The sequence below is a fragment of the Streptomyces glaucosporus genome (genome assembly GCF_039533345.1).
GTDB classification, from domain to species: domain Bacteria; phylum Actinomycetota; class Actinomycetes; order Streptomycetales; family Streptomycetaceae; genus Streptomyces; species Streptomyces glaucosporus.
This window is the reverse complement of the sequence record NZ_BAAATJ010000007.1, coordinates 96149-117801: the sequence shown is the minus strand read 5'-3', so window position 1 is coordinate 117801 and position 21653 is coordinate 96149. Positions and strand designations below refer to the sequence as shown.

The 21653-nt window shown below is 73.1% G+C and carries 18 protein-coding genes; 12 read left to right on the top strand and 6 right to left on the bottom strand.

Annotated elements, in window-relative coordinates; all coding sequences use genetic code 11:
* Positions 1-36: 36 nt before the first annotated feature.
* A complete protein-coding gene (locus ABD358_RS10745) occupies positions 37-1485 on the top strand; it encodes an NAD(P)H-quinone dehydrogenase (RefSeq protein WP_344630766.1) in 1449 nt (482 codons plus the stop codon).
* Between the two features lie 157 nt (positions 1486-1642).
* Positions 1643-2614, top strand: a complete 972-nt coding sequence (locus ABD358_RS10740; protein WP_425576297.1) for a DeoR/GlpR family DNA-binding transcription regulator — start codon at positions 1643-1645, stop codon at positions 2612-2614.
* A 95-nt stretch (positions 2615-2709) separates the two neighbouring features.
* On the opposite strand, the gene ABD358_RS10735 is transcribed toward ABD358_RS10740, so the two are convergent.
* Complete coding sequence (locus tag ABD358_RS10735; RefSeq protein ID WP_344630683.1) at positions 2710-4488, bottom strand: acetyl/propionyl/methylcrotonyl-CoA carboxylase subunit alpha; 1779 nt, start codon at positions 4486-4488, stop codon at positions 2710-2712.
* Positions 4489-4787: 299 nt separating this feature from the next.
* Between ABD358_RS10735 and ABD358_RS10730 the strand changes: the two genes are divergently transcribed.
* Entirely contained in the window at positions 4788-5159 is a 372-nt protein-coding gene (locus ABD358_RS10730; RefSeq protein WP_344630682.1) for a hypothetical protein, read from the top strand.
* A 101-nt stretch (positions 5160-5260) separates the two neighbouring features.
* Here ABD358_RS10730 and ABD358_RS10725 read toward each other — a convergent pair whose 3' ends face one another.
* From ABD358_RS10725 to ABD358_RS10715, 4 genes are all read right to left on the bottom strand, one after another.
* Complete coding sequence (locus ABD358_RS10725; protein WP_344630681.1) at positions 5261-5920, bottom strand: Maf family protein; 660 nt, start codon at positions 5918-5920, stop codon at positions 5261-5263.
* A gap of 47 nt (positions 5921-5967) precedes the next feature.
* Positions 5968-6087 carry a morphogenic membrane protein MmpB gene (gene mmpB / locus ABD358_RS28415; RefSeq protein ID WP_425576293.1) on the bottom strand — a complete coding sequence of 40 codons (120 nt, stop codon included), beginning with the start codon at positions 6085-6087 and terminating at the stop codon, positions 5968-5970.
* A 117-nt stretch (positions 6088-6204) separates the two neighbouring features.
* Positions 6205-6420, bottom strand: coding sequence for an acyl-CoA carboxylase subunit epsilon (locus tag ABD358_RS10720; protein ID WP_344630680.1), 216 nt, complete (start codon positions 6418-6420; stop codon positions 6205-6207).
* Between the two features lie 57 nt (positions 6421-6477).
* Positions 6478-8085 carry an acyl-CoA carboxylase subunit beta gene (locus ABD358_RS10715; protein ID WP_344630679.1) on the bottom strand — a complete coding sequence of 536 codons (1608 nt, stop codon included), beginning with the start codon at positions 8083-8085 and terminating at the stop codon, positions 6478-6480.
* Positions 8086-8187: 102 nt separating this feature from the next.
* Here ABD358_RS10715 and ABD358_RS10710 point away from each other — a divergent pair, with 102 nt between their 5' ends.
* The 5 genes from ABD358_RS10710 (at position 8188) to hutH (ending at position 14129) form a co-directional block, all read left to right on the top strand.
* Entirely contained in the window at positions 8188-9087 is a 900-nt protein-coding gene (locus ABD358_RS10710) for a biotin--[acetyl-CoA-carboxylase] ligase (RefSeq protein WP_344630678.1), read from the top strand.
* A gap of 76 nt (positions 9088-9163) precedes the next feature.
* Entirely contained in the window at positions 9164-10264 is a 1101-nt protein-coding gene (locus ABD358_RS10705; protein WP_425576292.1) for an adenylate/guanylate cyclase domain-containing protein, read from the top strand.
* 155 nt (positions 10265-10419) lie between these two features.
* Positions 10420-11220 (top strand): enoyl-CoA hydratase/isomerase family protein, encoded by an 801-nt coding sequence (locus ABD358_RS10700; protein ID WP_344630764.1) that lies wholly within the window; start codon positions 10420-10422, stop codon positions 11218-11220.
* Positions 11221-11318: 98 nt separating this feature from the next.
* On the top strand, positions 11319-12476 hold the full coding sequence (locus ABD358_RS10695) for a GGDEF domain-containing protein (RefSeq protein ID WP_344630677.1): 1158 nt from the start codon (positions 11319-11321) through the stop codon (positions 12474-12476).
* A gap of 99 nt (positions 12477-12575) precedes the next feature.
* Positions 12576-14129, top strand: coding sequence for a histidine ammonia-lyase (gene hutH / locus ABD358_RS10690; protein WP_344630676.1), 1554 nt, complete (start codon positions 12576-12578; stop codon positions 14127-14129).
* On the opposite strand, the gene ABD358_RS10685 is transcribed toward hutH, so the two are convergent.
* Complete coding sequence (locus ABD358_RS10685; RefSeq protein ID WP_344630675.1) at positions 14110-14433, bottom strand: hypothetical protein; 324 nt, start codon at positions 14431-14433, stop codon at positions 14110-14112. The genes hutH and ABD358_RS10685 overlap by 20 nt on opposite strands.
* A 420-nt stretch (positions 14434-14853) precedes the next feature.
* Here ABD358_RS10685 and ABD358_RS10680 point away from each other — a divergent pair, with 420 nt between their 5' ends.
* The 4 genes from ABD358_RS10680 to ABD358_RS10665 all read left to right on the top strand — a co-directional run bounded on the left by ABD358_RS10680 (position 14854) and on the right by ABD358_RS10665 (position 21485).
* On the top strand, positions 14854-16131 hold the full coding sequence (locus tag ABD358_RS10680) for a L,D-transpeptidase (RefSeq protein ID WP_344630674.1): 1278 nt from the start codon (positions 14854-14856) through the stop codon (positions 16129-16131).
* Positions 16132-16778: 647 nt separating this feature from the next.
* Positions 16779-20078, top strand: a complete 3300-nt coding sequence (locus ABD358_RS10675; protein WP_344630673.1) for a S8 family peptidase — start codon at positions 16779-16781, stop codon at positions 20076-20078.
* A 296-nt stretch (positions 20079-20374) separates the two neighbouring features.
* The gene (locus ABD358_RS10670) at positions 20375-20917 is read left to right on the top strand and encodes a type 1 glutamine amidotransferase domain-containing protein (protein WP_344630763.1); all 543 of its coding nucleotides are present in this window, start codon (positions 20375-20377) and stop codon (positions 20915-20917) included.
* 220 nt (positions 20918-21137) lie between these two features.
* Positions 21138-21485 (top strand): DUF1330 domain-containing protein, encoded by a 348-nt coding sequence (locus tag ABD358_RS10665; protein ID WP_344630672.1) that lies wholly within the window; start codon positions 21138-21140, stop codon positions 21483-21485.
* Positions 21486-21653 lie beyond the last annotated feature (168 nt).

The following is a 21653-nucleotide window of genomic DNA, read 5'->3' as shown; positions in this document are numbered from 1 at the left end:
CGGGGGGTGTCCGGTGGGTGGACGGCCCGTGCGAGACTGGAGGACGTGACTCGGATCGTGATCATCGGTGGTGGACCGGGCGGATACGAGGCGGCGCTGGTGGCCGCCCAGCTCGGAGCGGACGTGACCGTCGTCGACCGGGACGGTCTGGGCGGAGCGTCGGTACTGACCGACTGCGTGCCCTCCAAGACGCTCATCGCCACGGCCGAGGTGATGACGAACTTCGACTCCTCCTACGAGGAGCTGGGCATCATCGTCGAGGACGGCACCCCCGACCCGGAGCGGCCCGCCCGGGTCGTCGGCGTGGACCTGGGCAAGGTCAACCGGCGCGTCAAGCGCCTCGCGCTCGCCCAGTCGCACGACATCACCGCCGCCGTCACCCGCGCGGGCGCCCGCGTGCTGCGCGGCCGCGGCCGGCTGGAGCCGCAGCAGGGGCCGGACGGCACCCGCGAGGTCGTGGTGGAGACGCCGGACGGCGGCGAGGAGAGGCTGACCGCCGACGCCGTGCTCATCGCCACCGGCGGCCACCCGCGCGAGCTCCCCGACGCCAGGCCGGACGGCGAGCGCATCCTGAACTGGACCCAGGTGTACGACCTGGAGGAGCAGCCCGAGGAGCTGATCGTGGTCGGCTCCGGCGTCACCGGCGCCGAGTTCGCGGGCGCCTACCAGGCGCTCGGCTCCCGGGTGACGCTCGTCTCCTCGCGCGACCGCGTGCTGCCGGGCGAGGACCCGGACGCGGCGGCCGTGCTGGAGGAGGTCTTCCGCCGCCGCGGCATGAACGTCATGTCCCGCTCCCGGGCGGCCTCGGCCAAGCGGGTGGGGGACCGGGTGGAGGTCACCCTCTCGGACGGCCGGGTCATCACCGGCAGCCACTGCCTGATGGCCGTCGGGGCGGTCCCCAACACCGCCGGCCTGGGCCTGGAGGAGGCCGGCGTCAAACTGAGGGACTCCGGTCACATCTGGACCGACCGGGTCTCCCGTACGACCGCTCCGGGCATCTACGCGGCCGGGGACTGCACGGGCGTCTTCGCGCTCGCCTCGGTCGCGGCCATGCAGGGCCGGATCGCGATGTACCACTTCCTGGGCGAGCCGGTCGCGCCGCTGAACCTCAAGACGGTCTCGGCGAACGTCTTCACCGACCCGGAGATCGCCACCGTCGGCTACACGCAGGCCGACGTGGACGGCGGCCGGATCGACGCCCGGGCCGTGAAGCTGCCGCTGCTGCGCAACGCGCGCGCCAAGATGCAGGGCATCCGGGACGGCTTCGTGAAGCTGTTCTGCCGACCCGGCACGGGCATCGTGGTCGGCGGCGTGGTCGTGGCGCCGCGCGCCAGCGAGCTGATCCACCCGATCGCCATAGCGGTCGACAACAACCTGACGGTCGAGCAGATCGCGAACACCTTCACCGTCTACCCGTCCCTGTCGGGGTCGATCGCCGAGGTGGCGCGGCAGCTCCAGACGCGGAAGGCCGCCGAGGGGAGCTGACGACCGGTCCGGTTCGCCGGACCGGTCGCATATACCACGACAGGGGCGCGCGTACGGACAACTTCCGCTATTCAGCGGAAACAGCTGAAAGCAGATGGTCGTCCGCGTTACTGTCGGTTTCGTGTTCGCTGCAGAACGTCGCCAACTGATCCTCGAAATGGTGCGCGCCAACGGGGCGGTCTCGCTCCGGGAACTGGCACGCGTCGTCCAGACCTCCGAAGTGACCGTACGGCGCGATGTCCGGGCGCTGGAGGCCGAAGGGCTGCTGGACCGCCGGCACGGAGGCGCGGTGCTGCCCGGCGGCTTCACACGGGAGTCCGGCTTCCCCCAGAAGGCCCATCTGGCGACCGCGGAGAAGACGGCCATCGCCGACCTCGCCGCCGGCCTCGTCGAGGAGGGCGAGGCCGTCGTCGTCGGCGCCGGGACGACCACGCAGGAGCTGGCGCGGCGCCTCGCCCGCGTCCCCGGCCTGACGGTGGTCACCAACTCCCTGCTGGTGGCGCAGGCGCTGGCGCACGCCAACCGCGTCGAGGTGGTGATGACCGGAGGCACCCTGCGCGGCTCCAACTACGCGCTGGTCGGCAGCGGCGCCGAGCAGTCCCTGCAGGGACTGCGGGTCTCGCGCGCCTTCCTCTCCGGCAGCGGGCTGACGGCCGAGCGCGGCCTGTCCACCTCCAACATGCTCTCGGCGAGCGTGGACCGCGCGCTGGTCCAGGCCGCGGCGGAGGTCGTCGTCCTGGCCGACCACACCAAGCTGGGCGTCGACACGATGTTCCAGACGGTCCCGCCGGAGCTCATCACCCACCTGGTGACCGACGAGCCGCCGCCGCAGGAGGAGCGGGCGGCGGCCGAGCTCCAGGCCCTGGCGGACCAGGGCGTCCGGATCACGGTGGCCGGCGCGGGACGGGGCGCGGCACCCGGCCAGGGGGGCCAGGAGGACGGGAACGCCCAGGCCGCCGGCCCGGACGCGCTGCGGCAGTCCCGCCGCGAGGTGCCGCTGCCCGGGCAGCGCGGACGGCACCCGCACGGCGGCGGAGGCGGTGCGCAACTGCGCGCGGCTCCCCTGGCCGCGCAGGGCGAGGGGCAGCCGCCGGGCCGGATCGCGGACCTGGCCCCGCGCCGCCACTGAGGACGGTCCCCGAAGGCCGCCACCGAGGGGATGCGAACGGGGGCGGGACGGCAGCGCGCCGTCCCGCCCCCGGTGGCTTCCCGGTGGGGCCGGGGTCAGTCCTTGATCTCGCAGATGGGGGCGCCGGAGCTGATGGACGCGCCGACCTCCGCGGTCAGGCCCTTGACGGTGCCGGAGCGGTGGGCGTTGATGGGCTGCTCCATCTTCATCGCCTCCAGCACCACGATCAGGTCGCCCTCGGCGACCTCCTGGCCCTCCTCGACCGCGACCTTCACGATCGTGCCCTGCATCGGGGAGGCCAGGGTGTCGCCGGTGACGGCCGGGCCGGACTTCTTGGCCGCGCGCCGCTTGGGGCGGGCGCCGCCGGCCGCGGCGGTGCGGGCCAGCGTCATGCCCAGCGAGGCGGGCAGGGAGACCTCCAGGCGCTTGCCGCCGACCTCGACCACCACGGTCTCCCGGCCGGGCTCGTCCTCCTCGGCCTCCACGGCGGCCGGGTTCGCGAACGGGGCGATGTCGTTGGTGAACTCGGTCTCGATCCACCGGGTGTGGACGTCGAACGGGCCCTCGGGGCGGCCGTTGACCTCGGGGGCGAACGCCGGGTCGCGGACCACCTTGCGGTGGAAGGGCAGGGCGGTGGCCATGCCCTCGACGGTGAACTCGTCCAGGGCGCGGGCGGCGCGCTGGAGGGCCTGCTGCCGGGTGGCGCCGGTGACGATCAGCTTGGCCAGCAGCGAGTCCCAGGCGGGGCCGATGACGGACCCGGACTCCACCCCGGCGTCCAGGCGCACGCCCGGACCGGCGGGCGGGTCGAACTTCGTGACCGTGCCGGGGGCGGGCAGGAAGTTGCGGCCGGGGTCCTCGCCGTTGATGCGGAACTCGAAGGAGTGGCCGCGCAGCGGCGGGTCGTCGTAGCCCAGCGGCTCGCCGTCGGCGATGCGGAACATCTCGCGCACCAGGTCGATGCCGGTGACCTCCTCGGTGACCGGGTGCTCCACCTGGAGGCGGGTGTTGACCTCCAGGAAGGAGATCGTGCCGTCCTGGCCGACCAGGAACTCGCAGGTGCCGGCGCCGACGTAGCCGGCCTCCTTCAGGATGGCCTTGGACGCGCGGTACAGCTCGGCGTTCTGCTCGGCCGTCAGGAACGGCGCGGGGGCCTCCTCCACCAGCTTCTGGTGGCGCCGCTGGAGGGAGCAGTCGCGGGTGGAGACCACCACGACGTTGCCGTGCTTGTCGGCCAGGCACTGGGTCTCCACGTGCCGGGGGCGGTCCAGGTACCGCTCGACGAAGCACTCGCCGCGGCCGAAGGCGGCCACCGCCTCGCGGACGGCCGACTCGTACAGCTCGGGGACCTCCTCCAGGGTGCGGGCGACCTTCAGGCCGCGTCCGCCGCCGCCGAAGGCGGCCTTGATGGCGATCGGCAGGCCGTGCTCGCGGGCGAAGGCCACCACCTCGTCGGCCCCGGAGACCGGGTCCGGGGTGCCGGCCACCAGCGGGGCGCCGGCCCGCTGGGCGATGTGCCGGGCGGCGACCTTGTCGCCCAGGTCGCGGATCGCCTGCGGCGGCGGGCCGATCCAGATCAGCCCGGCGTCGATGACGGCCTGGGCGAACTCGGCGTTCTCCGACAGGAAGCCGTATCCGGGGTGGACGGCGTCCGCGCCGGAGTCGGCGGCGGCCTTGAGCACCTTGGAGATGTCCAGGTAGCTGGTGGCGGGGGTGTCACCGCCCAGCGCGAAAGCCTCGTCCGCCACCCGGACGTGCAGCGCGTCCCGGTCCGGATCGGCGTAGACGGCCACGCTCGCGATCCCGGCGTCCCGACAGGCACGGGCGACGCGGACAGCGATTTCACCGCGATTGGCGATGAGCACCTTGCGCACGATGACTCCCTCCTTGAAACAAGGTGAGTTTAGGTATCGGCGACATCGCACGCCGAGTCGCCCTGGGGGGTGAGCTTGCCCACACGGAATGTGACCCCTGGCGCTCGGCCGGGGCTCGAATCCCGTGCGGGTACACGTTACGCCGGGTTCTCCGGTGCGGCGGGAGATCTCCGGTGTGGTCAAGGTTACTGTCCCTGAACGCCGCGTGGGCTGCGGCGTATTTGTGGGATTCCTACGAACGGCGGGGTGAATCTTTGCCCGTGCGCGGGGGCTTTCCCCCTTTGTTACCCGCTAGTAGCATGCGCGCCGTCGCAGAGGACGCACCGGACGGGCGCGTCCTCCACGGGACGGCAGGGGGGCGGGACGCCATGGCGCGCGGACGACCGGTGGCCCTGGCGACGGCCGTGGTGCTCGTGCTGGAAGCCGTCGGCATCGGAGTGCTGTTCTGGGCCGTCGGAGTCATGGCCGACCGTCAGGAGATGTCCCTGGACGGACTCGGCCCGCACCTGGTGGCGGCCTCGGCACGGACCTGCGGCGCGGTCCTCGGCGTCCACCTGGTGCTGTGCGGCGCCCTGCTGCTCCGCGCGGCCCTGACCGGCCGGCCCGCGTCCTGCTCGTCTGCGCGGCCGTCGTGGACGGTGTGCTCGGCGCGGTCACCGCCGCCCTGGTGAGCTGGACGGTGTTCGCGGGCCTGATGGCCGTGCCGGGGCTCGCCGTGCTGTCCCTGGTCTTCTGCGCCCCGCCGCCGCGCCCGCCGCGGGCGAGCCGCCCCTCAGGCCCACAACTCCGTGATGCCCACGCCCAGTTCGGCCAGCAGGCGGCGCAGCAGCGGCAGCGAGAGCCCGATGACGTTGCCGGGGTCGCCGTCGATGCCGTCGACGAAGGGCGCCGACCGGCCGTCCAGGGTGAAGGCCCCGGCGACGTGCAGCGGCTCCCCGCAGGCGACGTAGGCCGCGATCTCCTCGTCGCTCGGTTCGCCGAAGCGGACGGTGGTGGCGGCGGTCGCGGAGACGCGGCGGCCGTCGGCCGCGTCGACCACGCAGTGCCCGGTGACCAGGACGCCCGCCCGCCCGCGCATGGCCTTCCAGCGGGCGGTGGCCTCCTCGGCGTCCGCGGGCTTGCCCAGCGGCCGCCCGTCCAGCTCCAGCACCGAGTCGCAGCCGATCACGAGCGCGCCGGCGGCCTGGGGGCGCTCCGCCACGGCCGCGGCCTTCGCCTCGGCCAGCCGCAGGGCCAGCTCCGCCGGAGTGGGAGCGGTGACAGCGTCCTCGTCCACCCCGCTGACGATCACCTCGGGAGCCAGTCCGGCCCGGCGCAGCAGCCCGAGCCGGGCGGGGGACTGGGAGGCGAGGACGAGGCGGCGCCCGGAGGCGGATCCGGGAGAGGTGCCGGGAGAGGTGCCGGGGGAGCCGGGAACGGTGTCGTGGGCCATGGGGCCCATCCTAGGAAGAACGCGGACGGCGCCCCGCGGCGGAGCCGTCACAGCAGCAGGAAGACCGCGACCATGGCGACGGCGAGCAACCAGCCGGTACGGCGGAGTCTGGCCTGGGCGGAGCGCAGCTCCTCGGGGGGTTCGTCGGCTGGATCGGACCAGAGCATGGAACCGATCCTGCGGCAGAGGACGGCCGGGACGCCTGAGTACCCGTACTCAGGCGCCCCGGCCGCCCGGCCCTCCTCCGCCGGAGCCCGGACGGGACCGGGGCCGCGCCGCCCGGCTCAGCAGGGCCAGTACGTCGTCCGCCACGCCCCCGGCCCCGGGTGGGGCAGGCGCCGGCCGGGCACGGTGCGGGCCGGGTCGGACCACTCCGAGAGCCGCTCGGAGGCGGCCGCGGCGGCTCCCGAGGCCGCCAGCGCCGCCGCACGCGTCCGCACCACCGCCAGGGCGGCGGCCAGCTCCTCAGGGGTCGGGTTGCCGCGTACGACCTTGATCACTTGACGGTCTCCTCGCTTGTCGGAGGCGGCCGGGCCCCGGGGCCCGGCCGCAGGGGGTCAGAGCGGGATGTTGCCGTGCTTCTTCGGCGGCAGCGACTCGCGCTTGGTGCGCAGCGCGCGCAGGCCCCGCACGATGTGGCGCCGGGTGTCGGACGGCATGACCACCGCGTCCACGTACCCGCGCTCGGCCGCCACATACGGGTTGAGGAGGGTGTCCTCGTACTCGGCGGTGAGCCGCGCCCGCAGCTCCTCCTGCTCCTCGGGCGTGGCGGCCGCCGCCAGGGTCTTGCGGTGCAGGATGTTGACCGCGCCCTGGGCGCCCATCACCGCGATCTGGGCCGTCGGCCAGGCGAGGTTGAGGTCCGCGCCCAGGTGCTTGGAGCCCATGACGTCGTACGCGCCGCCGAACGCCTTGCGGGTGATGACGGTGATCAGCGGGACCGTCGCCTCCGCGTAGGCGTAGATCAGCTTGGCGCCCCGCCGGATGATCCCGCCGTACTCCTGGTCGGTGCCGGGCAGGAAGCCGGGCACGTCCACGAAGGTCAGCACCGGGACGTTGAACGCGTCGCAGGTCCGCACGAAGCGCGCGGCCTTCTCGGAGGCGTCGATGTCCAGGCAGCCGGCGAACTGCATCGGCTGGTTGGCCACGACACCGACCGGCCGGCCCTCCACCCGGCCGAAGCCTGTGAGGATGTTCGGCGCGAACAGCGGCTGGGTCTCCAGGAACTCGCCGTCGTCCAGCACGTGCTCGATCACGGTGTGCATGTCGTACGGCTGGTTGGCCGAGTCCGGGATCAGCGCGTCCAGTTCGAGGTCGGCCCCGGACACCTCCAGGTCCGCCTCCTCGGGGAAGGCGGGCGGCTCGGAGAGGTTGTTGGACGGCAGGTACGACAGCAGCGCCTTGACGTACTCGACGGCGTCCCTCTCGTCGGAGGCCATGTAGTGGGCGACGCCGGAGGTGGCGTTGTGGGTGCGGGCGCCGCCCAGCTCCTCGAAGCCGACGTCCTCGCCGGTCACCGTCTTGATGACGTCCGGGCCGGTGATGAACATGTGCGAGGTCTGGTCCACCATCACCGTGAAGTCGGTGATGGCCGGGGAGTAGACCGCGCCGCCCGCGCAGGGGCCCACCACCAGCGAGATCTGCGGGATCACGCCGGAGGCGTGGGTGTTGCGGCGGAAGATCTCGCCGTACGCGCCCAGCGAGGCCACGCCCTCCTGGATGCGGGCGCCGCCGGAGTCGTTGATGCCGACGACGGGGCAGCCCGTCTTCAGGGCGAAGTCCATCACCTTGGCGATCTTCTGCCCGTAGACCTCTCCCAGCGCGCCGCCGAAGACCGTGAAGTCCTGGGAGAAGACGGCCACCGGGCGCCCGTCCACCGTGCCGTAGCCGGTGACGACGCCGTCGCCGTAGGGCCGGTTCCTCTCCAGCCCGAAGTGGGTGGAGCGGTGGCGGGCGAACTCGTCCAGCTCGACGAAGGACCCCTCGTCCAGGAGCAGGGCGATCCGCTCACGGGCGGTCAGCTTGCCCTTGGCGTGCTGCTTCTCCACGGCGCGCGCCGACCCCGCGTTGGTGGCCTCCTCGATGCGCCGCCGCAGATCCGCGAGCTTGCCCGCGGTCGTGTGACGCTCGTGGTCCTCGGGGGCTGGGCTCTGCTGCTCGGACACGGGCTGCGGCTCCTCGTCGTGAACGTCTGGCTACCGACTCGTAGCGTATCGGCGGCCGAGCGGTACGGAGGTGCGGCGTTTGCCACACCTACGCTGTCTTGCATGACGCCCAAGGACCCCTCGGACAACCCCTGGTCGGACCTGGACCGGCCCCCTCTGAACGCCGCCGCGCTGCGCCGCGCGCTGCTCCGCCCCGAATCGCTGTGGACCTCCCTGGAGGTGGTCGCCGAGACCGGCTCCACCAACACCGACCTCGCCGCGCGGGCGGCCAGGGGCGAGGCGCGGGAGGGGGAGGTGCTGGTCGCCGAGCGGCAGACCGCCGGGCGCGGGCGGCTGGAGCGGGCCTGGACGGCCCCCGCCCGTTCGGGTCTGTTCTTCTCCGTCCTGCTCACCCCGGCGGCGCCCGCACGGCGGTGGGGCTGGCTGCCGCTGCTCGCCGGGGTCGCGACCGCCGCCGCCCTGGCCCGTACGGCCGGGGTGGACACGGCGCTGAAATGGCCCAACGACGTCCTGGTACGGGCCGGCGGCGAGGAGCGGAAGCTCGGCGGCATCCTCGCCGAGCGGGTCGCGCACCCCGACGGGACCGCCTCCGTGGTGCTCGGCATCGGGCTCAACGTCTCGCTGCGCGAGGACGAGCTGCCGGTGCCCACGGCCGGCTCGCTCACGCTGGCGGGCGCGCCCGGCGCCGACCGCGACCCGCTGCTGAGGTCCGTGCTCCGGTCGCTGGAGGAGTGGTACGGCCGCTGGCACGCGGCGGACGGGGACCCGGAGGCGAGCCGGATCCGGGAGGCGTACACCGCCGGATGCGCCACCCTCGGACGACGGGTGCGCGCCCTGCTGCCCGGCGGACGCGAGCTGGTGGGCGAGGCGGTCGCGGTGGACGGCGACGGGCGGCTGGTCCTGGCGAGCGCCGAGGGGGTGCAGGAGCCGGTGGAGGCGGGCGACATCGTGCATCTCAGGCCCGCGCCGGAGGAGCCCCCGGAAGCGCGGTCGGGAGAGTGAGCCAGGGCACACCTGCCGTATCGTTGACTCGACCCAGCGCGGCGGGCGCGGCGGCAGTGAGTGGATCGGAAGGGCAGTGGACGACTCGGGCACCCCAGCCGAAGAGCCGACGGCGGCCGGAGGGCCGGCGGCGGGCGGTGCGGCGGCCGGCGACGCGGACCGGGCCGAGGAGGACCCCCTGGCGCTCCGCATCGAGCAGCTGATCCTGGGCGCCCCGCGGCAGTACACGCCCTTCCAGGCGGCCCGCGCGGCCGACGTCCCGATGGAGCTGGCGGCCCGCTTCTGGCGGGCGATGGGGTTCGCCGACATCGGCCAGGCCCGGGCGCTGACCGAGGCCGACGTGCTGGCGCTGCGGCGGCTGGCCGGCCTGGTGGAGGCCGGGCTGCTCAGCGAGGCGATGGCCGTCCAGGTGGCGCGCTCCACCGGGCAGACGACGGCGCGTCTGGCGGAGTGGCAGATCGACTCCTTCCTGGAGGGCCTGACCGAACCGCCGGAGCCGGGGATGACCCGCACCGAGGTGGCGTACCCGCTGATGGAGCTGCTCCTGCCCGAGCTCCAGGAGTTCCTGGTGTACGTCTGGCGGCGGCAGCTCGCCGCGGCCACCGGCCGGGTCGCGCAGGACGACGAGGAGATGGTGGACCGGCGGCAGGCGGTCGCCTTCGCCGATCTGGTGGGCTTCACCCGGCTGACCCGCCGGCTGGAGGAGGAGGAGCTCGGCGAGCTGGTCGAGGCGTTCGAGACCACCGCCGCCGACCTGATCGCCGCGCACGGCGGGCGGCTCATCAAGACCCTCGGCGACGAGGTGCTCTACGTCGCCGACGACGCGGGCACGGCGGCCGAGATCGGCCTGCGGCTGATCGAGACCCTGGCCAACGACGAGACGATGCCCGAGCTGCGCGTGGGCATGGCCTTCGGCACGGTCACCACCCGGATGGGGGACGTCTTCGGCAACACGGTCAACCTGGCCAGCCGGCTGACCTCCATAGCCCCCAAGGACGCGGTGCTGGTCGACGAGGAGCTCCGCGCCGAGCTGGTCTCCTCCGGCCAGGCGCCGGAGTCGGAGAAGGGGACGGACGACACCTCGGCGTACCGCTTCGCGCTCCGGCCCCTCTACCAGCGTCCGGTGCGCGGCCTGGGCGTCATCGAGCCGTGGCTGCTCAGCCGCCGCCCCTCCTGACACGCCCCCTTCCTCTCATCCCCCTCATCACCCTCGTCGCCCCCCTTCCGCCCTCCCCGTCCCCTGACCGAACGGGCGGTCGGATGGCATGATGCGCTCGACACCAGTGAGCGATCGTTAACCGGAAGGGCTGCGTGGACGACGTGAGCGAGGACGTGAGCGAGGAGCGGTTCGGCGAGTGGGTCGCGGTGCGCAGGGAGGCGGACGGCCACGTCGCCGAGCTGGTGCTGGACCGGCCCAGGGCGATGAACGCCGTCTCCACCGAGATGGCCCGCCGCATCGGGGAGGCGTGCGCCGCCCTCGCCGCCGACCGGCGGGTGCGGGCGGTGGTGCTCTCCTCCACCCACGAGAGGGCGTTCTGCGTGGGCGCCGACCTCAAGGAGCGCAACTCCTTCACCGACGCGGACCTGGCGCGGCAGCGGCCGCAGGCCCGCGCCGCCTACACCGGGGTGCTGGAGCTGCCGGTCCCCACGATCGCCGCCGTGCACGGGTTCGCGCTGGGCGGAGGCTTCGAGCTGGCCCTGTCCTGCGACCTGATCGTCGCCGACCCCACCGCCGTGGTAGGTCTGCCGGAGGTGTCCGTCGGGGTGATCCCCGGCGGGGGCGGCACCCAGCTCCTGCCGCGCCGGGTGGGAGCCGCCCGCGCCGCGGAGCTGATCTTCACCGCGCGGCGGGTGGAGGCCGCCGAGGCCCGTGAGCTGGGGCTGGTCGACCACCTGGTGGCCGAGGGCGAGGACCGTGCCGAGGCGCTGGCACTGGCCCGGCGCATCGCCGCCAACTCCCCGGTGGGCCTGCGGGCGGCCAAGCGGGCGCTGCGCACCGGCTGGGGCATGGACCTGCGCGCGGGCCTGGAGGTCGAGGACGCGGCCTGGCGCACGGTGGCGTTCTCCGGGGACCGCGCCGAGGGCGTGGCGGCCTTCAACGAGAAGCGGACCCCGCGCTGGCCCGGGGAGTGAGCCGGGAGCGAGTGGGCACGAGGCCCGAGAGCCGGTGTGATCAGGAGGGTGCACCGGAGGGAAGGCCCATAACCTGGGTCGTATGAATCGGGTGCGGCATGGGTGACGACGCGCGACTGAGGACCGTGGTGGCGCTGGCGCAGGCGATGGCCGCCGCCCCCGGCCTGCGCGACGTCGCCCGCGCCGCGGCCGAGGGCGCGCGGACGGCGATGGACGGCTCCTTCGCGGCCGTCTCCGTCTGGGAGCGTGAACGCGGGCGGCTGCGAGTGCTGGCCAACGTGGGGGAGCTGCGGGAGGACGAGGAGGAGTTCCCCGGGGACGAGTCGTACCCCGTTCACGACTTCCCGGAGATCACCGGGTTCCTCCACCGGCGCTGGGCGGACGGCGGCGAGCCGCGCGCCTGGCTGGAGACGGCGGACGGCCCGGGGGACGTGCCGGGCACCCGGCGCGCGGCCGCGCTGCGCCGCCGCGGGCGGGGCTGCTGCGTGGTCGCCCCGATCGTGCTGCACGGGCGGGCGTGGGGCGAGCTGTACGTGGCGCGGGAGGCGGGCCGGCCCGCCTTCGGCCGCGCCGACGCCGACTTCGCCACCGTGCTGGCGTCGGTGGTGGCCGCCGGGATCGCCCAGACCGAGCGGCTGGAGGAGGTGCGCCGGCTGGCCTTCACCGACCCCCTCACCGGCCTGGCGAACCGGCGGGCGGTGGACGTGCGCCTGGACGAGGCGCTGGAGAGGCACCGGGCGGACGGGACGGTGGTGAGCCTGCTGGTCTGCGACGTCAACGGGCTCAAGGCGGTCAACGACCGGCTGGGCCACGAGGCGGGCGACCGTCTGCTGGAACGTTTCGCCTCGGTGCTGTCGCTGTGCGGCGCGATGCTCCCGGAGACGCTGGTCGCCCGGCTGGGCGGGGACGAGTTCTGCCTGCTGGCGGTCGGGCCGTCGGCGGACGAGGTGGTCCGGGTCGCGGACGAGGTGTGCCGCCGGGCCGCCGAGCTGGAGCTGGGCGAGGGGGTCGCCTGCGGGCTGGCCTCCACGGGCGACCCGATAGGCCCGGTCCGCTCGGCCCGCCGGCTGTTCCGCCTCGCGGACGCCGCCCAGTACCGGGCGAAGGCCGCCCGTACGGCCAAACCGGTGGTGGCCGGGCGCGAGGGGGCGGAGGACGGCGAGGAGGCCGAGGACGCCGTGATCCGGCTGGCGGACGAGGCGGAGGCGGCCCGGATCTCGGGCGACCGCCGCCGCATCCGCGGCCTGGACGCGTGAGCCGGCGCGCGGTCCCGGCGTGTGATCCGGCGTGGTCCCCGCTGTGCGGTGCCGCCGGGACGGTGACAGAACCCGATTCACTCCCTAGTGTTCCTGAATATGGATATGCAGCACCGTGTAGTGGTCGGCTCCTCCGGCACCACCGCCGGGGACGTCGTGGCCGTCGCCCGCGGCCTGGCCCCCGTCGAACTGTCCGCGGAGGCGCTGGACGCCCTCGCCGCCGCCCGGCGGACCGTCGAGGACCTGGCCGCGGGGCCGGACCCCGTCTACGGCGTCTCCACCGGCTTCGGAGCCCTCGCCGTCCGGCACATCCCCGCCGGCCTGCGCGTGAGGCTCCAGCGCAACATCGTCCGCTCGCACGCCGCCGGGATGGGCCCGCGCGTGGAGCGCGAGGTGGTGCGGGCGCTGATGTTCCTGCGGCTGAAGACCCTCGCCTCCGGGCACACGGGCGTGCGGCCGGAGGTCGCCCGGGCCATGGCGGGCCTGCTCAACGCGCGGATCACCCCCGTCGTCCACGAGTACGGCTCCCTCGGCTGCTCCGGCGACCTCGCCCCGCTGTCGCACTGCGCGCTGGCCCTGATGGGCGAGGGCGACGCCGAGGGACCGGACGGGCGGGTGCGCCCCGCGGCCGAACTGCTGGCCGAGCACGGCCTGGCCCCCGTCGAGCTGCGGGAGAAGGAGGGCCTGGCGCTGCTCAACGGCACCGACGGGATGCTCGGCATGCTGGTGCTGGCCTGCGACGACCTCGCCCGCCTGTTCACCTGCGCGGACGTCACCGCCGCCCTCGCCCTGGAGGCGCTGCTGGGCACGGAGAGGGTGCTCGCCCCCGAGCTGCACGCCATCCGCCCGCACCCCGGCCAGGCCGCGTCCGCCGCCAACATGCTGAAGATCCTGGCGGGCTCCGGCATGACCGGGCACCACCAGGACGACGCTCCCCGGGTGCAGGACGCCTACTCCGTGCGCTGCGCGCCCCAGGTCGCCGGCGCGGGCCGCGACACCCTGGCGCACGCCCGCGCCGTCGCCGAGCGGGAGCTGGCCGCGGCCGTGGACAACCCCGTGGTGCTGCACGACGGCCGCGTGGAGTCCAACGGGAACTTCCACGGCGCGCCCGTCGCCTACGTGCTGGACTTCCTCGCCATCGCCGCCGCCGACCTGGCCTCGGTCGCCGAGCGCCGCACCGACCGGCTGCTGGACAGGAACCGCTCCCACGGGCTGCCGCCCTTCCTCGCGGACGACGCGGGCGTGGACTCGGGCCTGATGATCGCCCAGTACACCCAGGCCGCCCTGGTGAGCGAGATGAAGCGGCTGGCCGTCCCGGCCTCGGTGGACTCGATCCCGTCCTCGGCCATGCAGGAGGACCACGTCTCGATGGGCTGGTCGGCCGCCCGCAAGCTGCGGACCGCCGTGGACGCCCTGACCCGTGTGCTGGCCGTCGAGCTCTACACCGCGGCCCGCGCGATCGAGCTGCGGGCCGCGGAGGGGCTGGTCCCGTCGCCCGCCGCCTCGGCCGTGGTGGCCGCGCTGCGCGAGGCGGGAGCGGCCGGACCGGGCGAGGACCGCTTCCTGGCACCGGAGTTGGCGGCGGCCGAGGACTTCGTCCGGGGAGGAGGGGCCGTGGCGGCGGCCGAGACCGTCACCGGACCGCTGGCGTGAGCCCTTCGCGGCCGGAGCGGATGCGGGCGTGGGCCAGCAGGGCGGCGCCCGCGCCCAGGAAGCCGAGGCCGCCGACGAAGTAGGGGGTGGTGTCGAAGCTGCCGGTGTCGGCCAGTTCGACCCCTGCCGGGGCGGCGTTTCCGGACGCGGCCGGCGTCTGCCCCTGGACCTGTGCCGCCGAGGCGCCGGGCCGGTCGGCGGCGCCGGCCTCGCCGGTGGCGTTCGCGGACGGGACGAACCACAGGCCGAGCAGGAGGCCGCCCGCGACGGCGGCGGTCACCAGCGGTCGGCGGTGTGCTCGCACGGAAGAGCCTCCTCGGTGCTGCGAGTCGACGGTGCGGATCACGATGCTAGTCACGGAGGGGGGCCGCGGGAAAGGCGGCCGGTAGGACGATCGTCCTTCCGCCGCCGCTCTCCACAGGTCCGTCACACTGCGATCCGGATCACACCGGCACATACACTGTGCGATGCGCGGAAAACGGTCCGGTGTGCTCGGGCGCCGTCGGTGGTGGGCGTCCGGTAACGATCCGGAACGGTGGGGGAATTCCCGCCCGGCGCTGCAACCTCCGGCCGTGAACGGGTGTCTTATCCCACAGTCTTACCCTGGGTGGAACGGGTCACAGCTTCCTTGCGTTCTCCTACGTGCGGCTGTGGGGTTGGATATCCCGTTTATCCTCACTGGACGGCGTGGGACGCGGAGCGGGAGCCAGAGGTTCGTGAGCGGATGGAGAAGCGTGTGATGACGGACGGCAAGCGCCGCAGGAGTGTTGCGGCGGTGGCCGCGTTGCTCAGTGGGGTGCTCACCCTGTCGGCGTGCGGGGGCGGCGGTGACGGCGGCGGCTCCGGCGAGGACGCGGCGAAGAAGCCGGAGAAGGGGCAGGCGCAGGCCGACAAGGCCGCGGCGGAGAAGGCCTCCAGCGCGCGAATAGTCATCAATCCGAAGGACGGATCGGACAATTCCACCATAAACGGCGTCAAGGTCACGGTGAAGGGCGGCAAGCTCACCGAGGTGACCATGAAGGCCACCGCCACGGGCCAGGAGGTGGCGGGCACGGTCTCGGCCGACGGGAAGAGCTGGCAGCCCGACGGCCAGCTCGAACGCGCCACCGAGTACACGATCTCCGCGAAGGCCGAGGACTCCGAGGGCCGGAAGGCGCACGAGAACTCCACCTTCACCACGGTCTCGCCGTCCAACAGCTTCATCGGCTACTACACGCCCGAGGACGGTTCGACCGTGGGCGTCGGCATGCCGGTCTCCATCAACTTCGACAAGGGCATCACCGACAAGAAGGCCGTCGAGGCCGCGATCGAGGTCAACACCACCAGCGGCCAGGAGGTCGTGGGCCACTGGTTCAGCGACACGCGCCTGGACTTCCGTCCCGAGGAGTACTGGAAGGCCGGCTCCAAGGTCACCGTCGACCTCAACCTCGACGGTGTCGAGGGCGCGCCGAACGTCGTCGGCGTCCAGGACAAGACCATCACCTTCACCGTCGGCCGCTCCCAGGTCAGCACGGTGGACGTGAAGGCCAAGCAGATGAAGGTCGTCCGGGACGGCAAGACCATCCGCACCATCCCGATCACGGCGGGCAGCCCCGCGACCCCGACCTACAACGGCCAGATGGTGATCTCCGAGAAGTTCAAGGAGACCCGGATGAACGGCGCCACGGTCGGCTTCACCGACGACGACGGCAAGGGCGAGTACGACATCAAGGACGTGCCGCACGCCATGCGCCTGTCGACCTCCGGCACCTTCATCCACGGCAACTACTGGGCGGCCGACTCGGTCTTCGGCAACGCCAACACCAGCCACGGCTGCATCGGCCTCAACGACGTCCAGGGCGCCAACGACGCCGACCAGGACGGTGCCTGGTTCTACGACCAGTCGCTCCTCGGCGATGTCGTCATCGTGAAGAACTCGCCGGACAAGCAGATCACCCCGGACAACGGCCTCAACGGCTGGAACATGTCCTGGGACAAGTGGAAGGCGGGTTCCGCTCTCTGACGTTTCCCGGTCCGGCGGTCCGCGACCGGCCGGCCGCACCGTGATCCGTCCCACCAGGCGGCGGGCGCCGCGCAGCGCCCGCCGCCTCGGCGTGTCCGGGCCCGGGAGGACGCCCGCGCGGGGCGGGCCGGACTTCTCGCCGTCCTCTCATGAGCCGCTCAGCGAACCGTGAGCGGGCGTCCCTACGTTCTCGCCCATGTTCCTCACCTGCCTCCGGCGGGAATCGCGCCGCCGCAGGAAGACGGCGCTCGTCGTCGCCTCCGGACTCGCGCTCGGCATCGCGCTGGTCATCGGGAGCACGACCTGACGTTCGCGCTGGTCACCCACGACAGTTCCGTAGCCCGCCGCGCCGGCCGGGTCGCCGCCGTCCGCGGGGGGCGGCTCACCGTCGGGGAAAAAAGAGGCGCGCGGGGCAACCGGACGGGGGACTGACACGTCTACTCCATCGCGAAGGCCGTCACCCGGGGGTGGCGCTCCGGTGGGGAAGGGGCGCAATCACCCGGGGCACGCGTAGAACCCCAGTCCCATATGTCGTCATATGGCGCTGGTGCGACGGCCTCCCGCATACTGCTCGCGCGGGGGGCCGCTGGGGTCCCCCACGCATGGTGATGAGATCACCAGGGGGAACATTGACACAACAGAAGAGAGTGGGCGTCGTCGCGATAGCCACTGCCGTGGCCGCCGCACTGACGATGGGGCTGACCACCGCATCGTCCGCCGCCCCGACCGACCGGCCGTCCGAGACCGGAGCCCGCCAGGGCGCCGACCGGACGTCCCAGGACCGACGGGTCATCACCCTCATCACGGGCGACAAGGTCGTGCTCGACCGGCAGGGCGAGGTCGCCGGGATGATCCGCGCCAAGGGGCGCGAGGACGTACCCGTCCAGGTCGTCCGCAACGAGGGGCACACCTACGTGCTCCCGAGGGACGTCACCCGCCTCATACGCGAGCGCAAGCTCGACAAGCGGCTGTTCGACATCACCGAACTCGCCCGCGAGCGCCACCGCAGGACCGCCGGGAACGGCGTCCCGGTCATCGTCACCTACCGGGGCTCGAAGCCCGCGGCCAAGGCCGAACTCCACGCCGAGGCCGACCCGACCGTCCGCGCCGCCTTCCGCTCGGTCAACGGCGAGGCGCTGACCGTCGCCGAGGACGCCGCGGCCGACGCCTGGGCGGCCCTGACCCGGCCGTCCTCCACCGCCGGGCAGCTCGCGGCGGCCTCCGGGGTCGCCACCGTCTCGCTCGACGGGATCCACCGGGCCACGCTGGACAAGAGCGTGGCGCAGATCGGCACCCCCGCCGCCTGGGAGGCCGGATACGACGGCAAGGGCGTCACCATCGCCGTCCTGGACACCGGCATCGACACCACGCACCAGGACTTCGCCGGGCAGATCGCCGGGGAGAAGAACTTCTCCGCGGCCAAGGACACCAAGGACCGCTTCGGGCACGGCACCCACGTCGCCTCCATCGCGGCCGGCTCGGGCGCCAGGTCCAAGGGGAAGTACAAGGGCGTCGCCCCCGGGGCCAGGCTGCTCAACGCCAAGGTTCTGGACGACGACGGCTACGGCACCACCTCGGAGATCATCGAGGGCATGGAGTGGGCCGTGGCGCAGGGCGCCAAGATCCTCAACCTCAGCCTCGGCGACTACGACACCCCCGAGATCGACCCCATGGAGGAGGCCGTCAACCGGCTGTCGAAGGACAGCGGCGCCCTCTTCGTGATCGCGGCGGGCAACGACGGCCCCAGCCCCTCCACCATCGGCACCCCGGGCAGCGCGGACGCCGCGCTGACCGTCGGCGCCGTGGACAAGCAGGACAAGCTCGCCGACTTCTCCTCCATCGGCCCGCGGATCGGCGACGGCGGGCTCAAGCCCGACCTGACCGCCCCCGGCGTGGACATCGGCGCCGCCGCGGCCAAGGGCAGCATCATCGAGCAGGAGGGCCAGAAGGTCGCCGACGGCTACGTGGCGATTTCGGGAACCTCCATGGCGACCCCGCACGTCGCGGGCGCCGCGGCACTGCTGGCCCAGCAGCACCCCGACTGGAGCGGTGAGCGGATCAAGGCCGTGCTGACGGCCTCCACCAAGCCGGGCCCGGGCTACACCGCCTTCCAGCAGGGCTCCGGCCGGGCCGACGTGGCCAGGGCGATCGGGCAGACGGTCGTCGCCGAGCCGGTCTCGCTCTCCTTCGGCACGGCCCAGTGGCCGCACGGCGACGACAAGCCGATCACCAAGCCCGTCACGTACCGCAACCTCGGCACCGAGGACGTCACCCTGGACCTGGCCATCGCCGCCACGGACCCCAAGGGCGAGCCCGCCCCGAACGGCATGTTCACCCTCGCCGCCGACAAGGTCACCGTCCCCGCGGGCGGCACGGCCACCGTCGACGTCACCGCGGACACCCGCCTCGGCGGCAACCTGAACGGCGCGTACAGCGCGGCGATCACGGCGACCGGCGGCGGGCAGACCGTCCGCACCGCGGCCGCCGTCGACCGCGAGGTGGAGTCCTACGACCTGACCGTGCGGGCCATCGGCCGCGACGGCAAGCCCGCCAAGCTGTGGGACACCACCCTGGCCCCGTACAACGAGGGCGACTTCCACGAGCTGTACGGCGAGAACGGCACCGCCACGGTCCGGCTGCCCAAGAGCAGCTACGTCCTGTCCACGGTCATCGACCTGCCGGGCAAGGACAAGGACTCCATCGAGGGCGAGGACTGGATCCTCGCGCCGGAGGTGAAGCTCACCAAGAACACCACGCTCACCTTCGACGCCCGCAAGGCCAAGAAGATCTCGATGACGGTGGACGACAAGAAGGCCAAGCTGTCCGACCTGACCGTGGAGTTCTCCGCGGAGGGCAACGACGGCTACGCCGGCTTCTCCGTCGAGACGGGCAACCTGAAGCAGGGCTTCCGCACCGCCCAGCTCGGCACCGCGTCCAGCGTCGAGATCGAGGCGACCGCCAACGCCTTCTGGACCAACGGCAACACGGAGTACCGCACCGCCCACCACCGCAAGGGCAGCTTCTACACCGGCCTGAGCACGCACACCAAGCAGTCGGAGATGGCCAGGATCACCGTCGGCCAGGGCGCGACGGCCTCCGGCCGCACCGGCGTCCTGTCCACCACGCCGGCCACCGTGTTCTGGGCCGTCGGGATGGAGCGCAAGCTCCCGAACACCACGACGGTGTACGTCAAGGCCAAGGGCCTGGAGTGGTCCCAGGACTTCCTGCAGGTCAACAAGAACGGCGAGTTCGAGGCCTCCTACTTCGCCGAGGCAGAGAAGTTCACCGCGGGCAAGAAGTACAGCCGCACCTTCAACGGCGGTGTCTTCGGCCCCAACCTGACCAAGACGGACGGCATCTTCCGCCAGGGGGACAGCCTCTACGGCATGGTCAACCCGCTGGCCGACAGCGCGGGCCACTACGGCGGCAGCGCGTACGAGTCGGCGAAGACGACGCTGTACCGCAACGGCGAGAAGTACGCCACGCACAACGACGTCCTGGACTACGTCGAGTTCACCCTGCCGAAGGGCAAGGCGTCCTACAAGCTGGTCACCACCCTCGACCGCGCCAAGACGTCGAAGCTGAGCAGCAAGGTGAGCGCCACCTACACCTTCACCTCCGCCCGCACCGAGGAGGAGACCAGGCTCCCGGCGACGGCGGTGCGCTTCACGCCGAAGCTGTCCCTGGAGGGCACCTCCAAGGCGAAGGCCACGGTGTCGGTGCCGGTGAAGGTGCAGGGCTCGGCCGCGGGCAAGAACCTGAAGTCGCTGAGCGTGTACGTCTCCTACGACAGCGGCAAGAACTGGAAGAAGCTCACGGTCAAGAACGGCAAGGTCCTGGTCAAGAACCCGGGCACGGGCAAGACCGTCTCCCTCAAGGCGAACGTCAAGGACAAGAAGGGCAACAGCCTCTCCCAGACGATCATCGGCGCCTACCGCGCCAAGTGACACACCCCGGCGTACGGAGCGTCTGACCACGGGAGCCGCAGCACCGCCAAGCCCCCGAGTCGCCGACGCGCCGCACGCCGGGCGAGGACGGCCCGCCGGAGCACCCGCTCCGGCGGGCCGTCCGTCTGCGGAGCCCGGGGCGCCCGGGCGCTCCCGGCCCGGGCGCCCCGGAAGGTCCGGGAGGCCCGGAAACAGGGTGAACGCGGAAAACCGGCATAAGAGGGCCCAGGGCGGGGAGCCGAACCGGTACGGGGGAGTACGTACGAGGACCGAACTGCCGAAAGGACGTGGCAGAAGTGAAGGTCGCCTTTCTCGTGGCCCCGGAGGGCGTGGAGCAGGTCGAGCTGACCGAACCGTGGCAGGCCGTGAAGGACGCCGGAGGGACGCCGGTCCTGCTCTCCACGCAGGGCGGGCGGATCCAGGCGTTCGACCATCTCGACAAGGCCGACACCTTCCCGGTGGACCAGCAGGTCGCCGACGCGCGGATCGAGGACTTCGACGGCCTGGTGCTGCCCGGCGGCGTCGCCAACCCCGACGAGCTGCGGACGGACGAGAAGGCCGTGGCCTTCGTCCGGGAGTTCTTCCACACGGGCAAGCCGGTCGCCTCGATCTGCCACGGCCCGTGGACGCTGATCGAGGCGGACGTGGTCCGCGGCCGGATGCTCACCTCCTGGCCCAGCCTGCGGACGGACATCCGCAACGCGGGCGGCAACTGGGTCGACAAGGAGGTCGCGGTCTGCACGGACGGGCCGAACGCCCTGGTCACCAGCCGTAAGCCGGACGACCTGAAGGCGTTCTGCCAGGCGTTCCTGCGGGAGTTCTCGGCCGTCTCGGCCTGAGGACCCCGCCCCGCGCGGCTCCCGCCCCCGGCTCCGGCCGGGGGCGGCCGTTCCTCCCCCGGACGCTCCTCCCCCCGGCGGCTTCTTCCGCGGCGACATGACCTCACGGGTAATCGACCCCCGCACCCGGCCGCGGAAGCATGGTCACCACCGGGCCCGCCGGGCCCGCGCACCGGCGCCACCGCACGCCGGGCGGCGGAACCAGACGCCAGGAGAAGCCATGACCGCCTACGCCATCGCCCACCTCCGCAACCACCCCGGCCCCCACCCGGACGTCATCGCCTACATAGAGCGCATCCAGGACACCCTCGACCCCTACTCCGGCCGCTTCCTCGTCCACGGAGGAGCGAAGGAGGTCCTCGAGGGCCAGTGGCCGGGGGACGTGGTGATGATCGAGTTCCCGGGGATGGACGAGGCGCGCGCCTGGTACGACTCGGAGGCGTACCAGGAGATCCTGCCGCTGCGGACCGACCACATCGACGGCGACGTCCTCCTCGTCGAGGGCGTCGGCCCCGGCTACCACCCGAAGCGGAAGATCGACAGGCTCCGCCGCGCGGCGGACGCCTGATCCGGCCCGCCGGCCGTGCCGGTGCGCGCGTGGGAGTGACCGTGCCCGTACGCCGCACGGGGGCGGGATGCGGTGGCCGTACCCCCGTGCCGGCCACCGCACCGGTGTGCCTCTCGGACCGCGCGGACCCCCGCCGCGGCCCGGCCGTCGCCCGGCGGCCCCCCGGCC

What these genes read in the sequence shown, in the direction of transcription:
- ABD358_RS10740 (WP_425576297.1), top strand. Translation starts at nt 1,643, where the DNA reads ATGGTGCGCGCCAACGGGGCGGTCTCGCTCCGGGAACTGGCACGCGTC.
- ABD358_RS10730 (WP_344630682.1), top strand. Translation starts at nt 4,788, where the DNA reads ATGCGCGCCGTCGCAGAGGACGCACCGGACGGGCGCGTCCTCCACGGG.
- ABD358_RS10725 (WP_344630681.1), bottom strand. Translation starts at nt 5,920, where the DNA reads ATGGCCCACGACACCGTTCCCGGCTCCCCCGGCACCTCTCCCGGCACC.
- mmpB (WP_425576293.1), bottom strand. Translation starts at nt 6,087, where the DNA reads ATGCTCTGGTCCGATCCAGCCGACGAACCCCCCGAGGAGCTGCGCTCC.
- ABD358_RS10710 (WP_344630678.1), top strand. Translation starts at nt 8,188, where the DNA reads ATGACGCCCAAGGACCCCTCGGACAACCCCTGGTCGGACCTGGACCGG.
- ABD358_RS10695 (WP_344630677.1), top strand. Translation starts at nt 11,319, where the DNA reads ATGGGTGACGACGCGCGACTGAGGACCGTGGTGGCGCTGGCGCAGGCG.
- hutH (WP_344630676.1), top strand. Translation starts at nt 12,576, where the DNA reads ATGGATATGCAGCACCGTGTAGTGGTCGGCTCCTCCGGCACCACCGCC.
- ABD358_RS10680 (WP_344630674.1), top strand. Translation starts at nt 14,854, where the DNA reads ATGGAGAAGCGTGTGATGACGGACGGCAAGCGCCGCAGGAGTGTTGCG.
- ABD358_RS10665 (WP_344630672.1), top strand. Translation starts at nt 21,138, where the DNA reads ATGACCGCCTACGCCATCGCCCACCTCCGCAACCACCCCGGCCCCCAC.